This window comes from Helicobacter sp. T3_23-1056, assembly GCF_053654535.1.
Map to the genome: position 1 here is coordinate 181,593 of NZ_JBSIUU010000002.1, position 7,547 is coordinate 189,139.

Genomic DNA, 7,547 nt, shown 5'->3' on the forward strand with positions numbered 1-7,547 from the left:
ATTTTTATTATAGATTTTAAGCTAGCTTTAGATTTTTAGATTTTAGATTTTGCGCAAAAATATCGCACAAAATATCTGCATACAAACGCTAAAGGCATAAAATGGGGCAAACAATGCAAGATTCCTCCCAAACTTCTTTTTTAGATTTTCCCACAAATAACACTTCAAAAAACACCGCACAAGACTTGCCACAAAGCACGCAAAATCACTACACAAAAACCATTTTTAGAGAAAAAAATCTTGCGCTAATGTGCGATTTTTATGAATTTTTGATGAGCAATGGCTACCGAAAATCTAGCTTAAAAGATACCATTTGTTATTTTGATGTGTTTTTTCGCTCTGTGCCTGATAATGGCGGATTTGTGATTGCAAGCGGGCAAGATAGCATTGTGGATTTTATCAATAACTTGCAATTTAGTCAGCAGGATTTGGAGTTTTTGCGCGTGCAAAATCTATTTAGCCCCGATTTTTTGGCGTATTTATCGGAGTTTAAATTTAGCGGGGATATTTATGGCGTGAGGGAAGGGGAAGTGGTGTTTGCAAATGAGCCGATTTTGACCGTGAGGGCAAAGGCTAGTGAAGCACAGATTTTAGAGACTTTTATCTTGCTAGCCCTAAATCATCAAAGCCTTATCGCTACTAAGACAAATCGTATTGTCCGCGCCGCGCAAACCACTCCAAACACTCAAAATAAGCACTTGCAAGGTGCAATCAAACAAAGGGCGATTTTGGAGTTTGGCTCGCGTAGGGCGCAGGGAATCGATGCTGCGCTAAATGGTGCTAGGGCTGCATATATCGGCGGTGTAGAAGCCACCGCTTGCACGCTAGCAGGCAAAATCTATGGCATAAAAGTCGCAGGGACTATGGCACATAGCTGGGTGCAGGCTTATGAGAGTGAGCTAGAAGCGTTTAGGCAATATTGCAAAATGTATCCAAACAACGCGATTTTGCTAATCGATACTTATGATAGCCTCCATAGCGGGATACAAAACGCCATAATCGCGCTAAAAGAGCTACTAAAATCCACAAAAAATAGCGCGAAAAATTATGGCGTTAGGATTGATTCTGGTGATTTGTGCGCGCTATCAAAAGAGATACGAAAAAGGCTTGATAGCGCGGGGCTAAAAGAGGCAAAAATCGTGGCTAGCGGTGCGCTAGATGAAATCAAAATCAAACAGATTTTGCAAGATGGCGCGTGCATTGACGCATTTGGCGTAGGAGAGCGACTTATCACGGCAAAAAGCGCGCCTGTGCTTGGCTGTGTGTATAAACTCGTAGCAAAAGAGCAAGACAAAAATGGACAAAAAGAGATAATCCCCACGATAAAAATCAGCGAAGAAGCAAGCAAAATAAGCCTCCCACATTTTAAAAAACTATATCGATTTTTTGACGCTAAAAGTGGCAAGGCGGCGTTTGATAAGCTGTATTTGTATGATGAGGATTTAGACAAAAGTGATGAAAATCTAGCAAGCAAAAATCTAATTTCAAAAGAGCTTCATATCCCGTATTTTAAAAACGGCGTATGTGTGTATAAAAAGCCCACTCTAAGCCAAATCCGCGCATATACAAAAGATGAGGTTGGCAAACTAAATGAAAATCTAAAACAAATCCAAAATCCACAATGCCAACCAAACAACCAAAATCAAACGCCTAACAAAGACACCAAAGCCACGCAAGATTTTGAGACTTCAAAAAATCAGCAAAAAATACGAAATCTGCAAAATCCACAAACTTCGCAAACTCCCATATACGAAGTGCGACTAAGCCAAAAACTCCGCACATTGCGCGAAGCACTTTTGGCAAAAAAATCTCATTAGATTTTGTGCTTGCAAAAATACATTAAAAAATCAAACCGCAAAATCTAGCGATAAAATCAAATCTTATTTTATGCTATCATCTAGCCATTTTTGATAAGGCTCGCTTATGGATTCTATCGGCAGGGCTATGATTTGGGGGATATTGTATGAGTGGATTTTATGGATATAAAATGCTAGCGCATCAAAGTCTTTTTTGCGTGCTTTTATTTGCAAAAGGTATTCTTTGTCTTTGCAAATTCGTTGTTGCCATTGATAGAGGCTTGTGATTTTGCGGATTTGTATGCAGGCACAAAGTCGCTTTTTTAGCAGGTATTTTGCGATTTTTATGGCTTCTTTTTTGGTGGGGGTTGTGGTTTGGATAGCGATGAATGGTGGGGTTTTGCTAGATTTTGGTAGATTTGGTGTTTTTTGCATTGTTTTTCCTTATTTTTTGTATGCAAGCGTGGGGAATTTTGTAGATTTTGGAAAACGCGCTCACAACGATAAATACTTGTCATACTAAGCAAATAAAAGTTAGCGAAGTATCCCAAAAAAAGCCGCGATAAAAAACATAGATTGCCACGATTTTGGATTGCGAGATTTTGCGATTTTTACAAAATCGCAGAATCTCGCAATGACGGCAATATTTTTTAAGCCAATCTTAAGTTATTCTCAAGCCATTTTCAAGCCATTTTCAAGTTACCTTCAAAGCCAATTTCAAGCCAATTTCAAGCGATTTTTAAGTTATCATCGGTTCAAAAAGCTCCAAAAATTCTTTGATTTGCTCCAATGCCTTGCGTCTATGCGATAGCGTGTTTTTGACTTCTGGGGCGACTTCTGCTAGCGTGGTATCAAAGCCTTTTGGGATAAACACGCTATCATATCCAAAGCCATTTTTGCCCCTCTCTTGAGCGATTACTTTGCCCTCACACTCGCCCATAGCGCAAAACTCCACCCTCTCTCCGTGCGCTCCCTCGCCTACAAGTGCTACGCAAGCGACAAATTTCGCGCTAGATTCTGCTAGTTTTTGTTTTTTTAGTTCAGAGATTAGTTTGTAGCGATTTGCTTCATCGTTTGCATTTTTTTTGCTATTTGGGCTAGCATATCTAGCACTAAAAATCCCGGGTTTTCCATCTAATGCCTCCACGCAGATTCCGCTATCATCGGCTACGATAAAGGTATTTTTTTTCTCTTGGGGCAATGTGTTGTAAATGCTTTTTGCTTTGATGAGCGCGTTTTGCTTGAAAGAGTTGCCATTTTCGGCTGGCTCTAGGGAAATGTGCGCTTGCTTTTGGCTCATCACTTCGCCAAAGCCACTTAGCATTGTGCGGAGTTCGCGGATTTTGCCTTCATTGTTGCTAGCGATTATAAATTTAAACATTTTTTGCTCCCATTTTGTGCTAAATCGTAAATGATTTTGCGTGATGATTTTTGTTTTTTGCTACAATTAGCAGTTTTTATGCCTACCCCTTTTATACTCACATTTTAAGGATAACTTATGCTAAAAGCGATTTTGCCATTAAGCCTTGTTGTTTGCTTGCGATTTTTTGGGCTTTTTATTGTGTTGCCCGTGATTGCGCTGTATGTCCAAGATTTTGGCGATACCTCTGCTTTGCTACTGGGGCTAGCAGTTGGCGGTGCTTACCTTACGCAAATTTTGTTCCAAACTCCATTTGGAATCTTAAGCGATAAAATCGATAGAAAAAAAGTCGTTATGGCTGGGCTTTTTATTTTTTTGGTGGGGAGCGTGATTTGTGCGTTGGCTAATAGTATAGAGATGCTTATCATAGGGAGGCTTGTGCAGGGGGCTGGGGCGATTGGCGGTGTGGTGAGTGCGCAGATTACGGATTTTGTGCGCGAAGAGAAGCGCACGCAGGCTATGGCGATAATGGGCGGCGGAATCTTTGCAAGTTTTATTTTGGCTATGCTTTTGGGTCCGCTTATTGGCGGGCATTTTGGCTGTGAGTGGCTTTTTGCGATTACGGCGGTTTTGACTTTTGTATCTATGCTACTTTTGGGATTTTGCGTGCCAAATACGCCTAAAATCATATATTCCTACGAGCAATCCCCAAGCAAGCGGATTCTCACAAACAAAAATCTAGCCATTATGAATCTTAGTTCATTTTTGCAAAAAGCATTTATGACGCTTATTTTTGTAGTGATTCCGCTTGTGTTTGTGGAGGAGCTAGCCTCTATCGCGCAGATGGGCAAAGAGGATTTGTGGAAAATCTACACGCCCGCTGCGATTTTAGCCATATTTGCGCTTGCACCTGCTAGCATTTTGGCAGAGAAATACGGCAGAGCAAAGCTAGTGATGGGCTATGGTATCGCATTTTTTGCCCTCTCTTATGTGGCTATCGCGTATGGAGCGCATAGCAAAATCTTAGCGTTATTTATCGGTGGAATCGTGCTGTTTTTTTTAGGATTTGCGACATTAGAGCCTATAATGCAATCCCTCACAAGCAAGTATGCCAAAGCCTATAATCGCGGAAGTGCGCTAGGGGTTTTTACGACATTTAATTACATAGGTTCATTTGTGGGGGGAGTGCTAGGGGGGATTTTATACCACGCGCTTGGGATAATAGAGCTTGGGCTAGCTGTGGCGATAATATGTGTTTTGTGGCTTTTTGCGCTTTATTGGCTAGATAATCCAACAAAGCAAAAAAATCTCTACTTACAATTAGAATCCTACCCCCTAGATAGCCTAGCTAGGCTAAGCGCGCAAGAGGGCATCATAGAAACTTACGCAAACAAAAGCGAGGGGATTATCATTGTCAAATACGATGCAAAGATACTAGATGAAGCCCACGCAAAAGGGCTTGCTGATAGTATTTTGTATTCACAATCCATACGATAATGCTAGATTGATTTTGAAAATCTAAAACGCACAAAAAACACAAAAAGGGCAAAAATGTATCCGCTAGATTTGCAAGAAGAATCCCTAAAACAGCGCGTAGCAAATGACTTTTTTAGTGATTTTGATTATGAGCCATTAGATAGAATCGATTTTGCAATCACGCTAAAAGAGCCAGATAGCGAGGATTATCACACGCTTTTCCCCAAAATCTACGCGCTGTGGGCAGAGGCAAAGAGGGGCAATGATAGCGACATTATAAAAAGCCTTATCCAGCTTATTTTAACCATCGGTGCAAACCAACTCCATAGAATCCACAATATCCCAGAATTTATCTGCGCATTTGATGCGGAGAAAATCGCGTTTTTGCCCTACAAATATGTCAAAGATTTTATCGCTAGAAATGATTTTGATTGGACTTCTATCACGCCTAGCGATTATGCGAGCTTAGATTTTGCTAGAATGCAAGACATTGCAGGGGGGATTTTGCAGGAAAAAAGCGTGATTTTTGAGTATGCAAAAGATACAAAAGAATTGCAAGATTTTATCAAAAACTCCGTAGCAAAAGGCAAGCACAACCCAATCGAAATCGATTTGGAAAACTTTGATTCTGTGTATTTGCAATGGGCTAGAATCGTCTTGCCCACCATAAACCTAAACTCAAGCGTGTGGAAAAAAGCTAGAGAAAATCTAATCGCTGTTGAGAGTGATTTTTTCTTGGCTGATTGTCTAAGCAAAGACAACACAACGATAAATGAAAATCTGCGAATCTTGCTAACCAAACGGCTAGAGGACAACAAAGAAAAACTCCACTACAACATAAAAATCGATAAAGGGCTTTTTGATTGGAATACGCAAAATATCACATTTATCGATGATGACAACAAAATCCACACAAGGTTTTGGAATCGCTACAAACGCCCGCCAAAAGAGGAATTTTGGGACAAAATCTATGAGCGGCGCGATAAACTCTCGCCTGAAGATATTAGAGAGCGCAAGGGGGCGTTTTTTACCCCGCGTGTGTGGGTAGCAAAGGCGCAGGAATATTTAGCAGATGCGCTTGGTGAGGATTGGCAAGAGCAGTATTATATTTGGGATTGTGCCGCAGGGACGGGGAATCTACTTGCAGGATTAAGCAATGCGCGAAATATTTTTGCTAGCACGATTGATTTAAGCGATGTGCTGATAATAAAAGAGCTAAACAAAAGCGATTCTACCGCGCATAGAGATGATAGATTAGCCCTGCTAGAAAATCATATTTTTCAATTTGATTTTTTAAATGATGAGTTTTTTGACACGATAGATAAAAACGGCAAGATTTTAGCAGAATCTAAACTCCCTAAGCGATTGCAAGAGATTTTGCTAGATGAGTCAAAAAGACAAAAGCTAGTGATTTTTATCAACCCGCCCTATGCGGAGGCGACTTCGGGCAAAACTCCCGCAGGAACGGGTAAAAATAAAGCAAAAGTCGCACGAGAAAATATGATTTGTGAGCGATATAAAGATGAGTTAGGCAAGGCAAATAATGAGCTTTTTGCGCAGTTTTTTATGCGAATTTATAAAGAGATTCCAAACTGCATTTTGGGGAGTTTTTCTACGCTAAAATATGTCAATTCTACAAATTTTATAAAATTTCGCCAAACTTTTAGGGCAAAATTTTTAAAGGGTTTTATTATTCCAGCTTGGACTTTTGATAATGTAAATGGCGATTTTCCTATCGGATTTTTGGTGTGGAATCTAAGCGAAAAAATCGAATTTAAAAAAGTCAAAGTGAATATTTTTGATGAAAATAATAAACGCATCGGCAAAAAGAATTTTTATGCAAATCTACCAAAAAGCATAAATAAATGGATAGTGAAATTTGAAAGTATCAGCGATACGATAGGCTTGATGGTTAGTGCTTCGCCAGATTTTCAGCACAACACGCAATTAGCATTTTTATCAAAACAACAAGAGCGATATTGCTTTGCGATGACAAAATACAATTTGATTCCATTTTGTGTATATTTCGCCGTGCGTAAAGTCATAAAATCATCGTGGATAAATGACAGAGACCAATTTTTGTTTCCCAAAAATAAATGGCGACAGGACACAGAATTTCACAACGATTGCCTAGTCTACGCACTCTTTCACTCCCAAAATCGCATTAGCGCAAATCTCTCCCCCTCCCTTGCGATAAATACCCCACCCCAAACCCCTCCCGCAAGGGGAGGGGCTTTCTCTATCTCCCCCTCCCTTGCGCGTGTAGATTCTACCAAAAATTCCCCCTCCCTTGCGGAGGGGGATAAAGGGGGTGGGTTAAAATCCATAAACCACTTTATCCCATTTAGCGAGCAAGAAGTCGGCGCAAAAGAAGCATTTAGAAGCGATTTTATGGTGCGATTTATGGAGGGCAAAGTCAAAAATGGGACACTTCTTGACTGCTTTGTCCCAAATGAAAAAATCATATTTTCAAGCGAGGCACAAGCAGTTTTCAAAGCAGGATTAGAGCTATGGCGATATTATCACGCGCAGGCAAAATCTAGCGAGAAATACCTAAATGACGCAAGTTTGTATGACATAAAAGAGTATTTTCAAGGACGGGCAGAATCTAAAAACGGCAAGCAGGGCAAGCTAAACGCAAAAAGCGAGGATTCTCATTATAACGATTTACTAGCAAACTTGCGCCTAGCCCTAAATGATTTAGCCACAAAAATACAGCCCAAAATCTATGAATACGAATTTTTGCTAGAATGACTTAAATTAGATTTTGGCAAAATCTAAACTACAAAACAACCAACCAACAAAAGGACAAAAATGTATGATTTAACCATACCCGAAGAAGAGCTAAAAAACAAAGTCGCACAGGACTTTTTTGGTGATTTTGATTGCACGCAGATTTTAGGCGAGATTTAGGC

Annotated in this window: 5 protein-coding genes; 3 read left to right on the top strand and 2 right to left on the bottom strand. The window is 40.1% G+C overall.

Annotated features, from left to right (window positions below; translation table 11 throughout):
• Window positions 1-101 precede the first annotated feature (101 nt).
• Complete coding sequence (locus tag ACWIUO_RS02035) at window positions 102-1,817, top strand: nicotinate phosphoribosyltransferase (protein ID WP_454176276.1); 1,716 nt, start codon at window positions 102-104, stop codon at window positions 1,815-1,817.
• A 63-nt stretch (window positions 1,818-1,880) separates the two neighbouring features.
• On the opposite strand, the gene cutA is transcribed toward ACWIUO_RS02035, so the two are convergent.
• Both cutA and rdgB read right to left on the bottom strand, forming a co-directional pair.
• Entirely contained in the window at window positions 1,881-2,231 is a 351-nt protein-coding gene (gene cutA, locus ACWIUO_RS02040; RefSeq protein WP_454176277.1) for a divalent-cation tolerance protein CutA, read from the bottom strand.
• A 304-nt stretch (window positions 2,232-2,535) separates the two neighbouring features.
• Window positions 2,536-3,177: an RdgB/HAM1 family non-canonical purine NTP pyrophosphatase gene (gene rdgB, locus ACWIUO_RS02045; protein ID WP_454176278.1), complete on the bottom strand. Its 642-nt coding sequence runs from the start codon at window positions 3,175-3,177 to the stop codon at window positions 2,536-2,538.
• A gap of 117 nt (window positions 3,178-3,294) precedes the next feature.
• On the opposite strand from rdgB, the gene ACWIUO_RS02050 reads away from it, so the two are divergent.
• Complete coding sequence (locus ACWIUO_RS02050; RefSeq protein WP_454176279.1) at window positions 3,295-4,653, top strand: MFS transporter; 1,359 nt, start codon at window positions 3,295-3,297, stop codon at window positions 4,651-4,653.
• Between the two features lie 54 nt (window positions 4,654-4,707).
• On the top strand, window positions 4,708-7,386 hold the full coding sequence (locus ACWIUO_RS02055) for a hypothetical protein (RefSeq protein ID WP_454176280.1): 2,679 nt from the start codon (window positions 4,708-4,710) through the stop codon (window positions 7,384-7,386).
• Window positions 7,387-7,547: the final 161 nt, after the last annotated feature.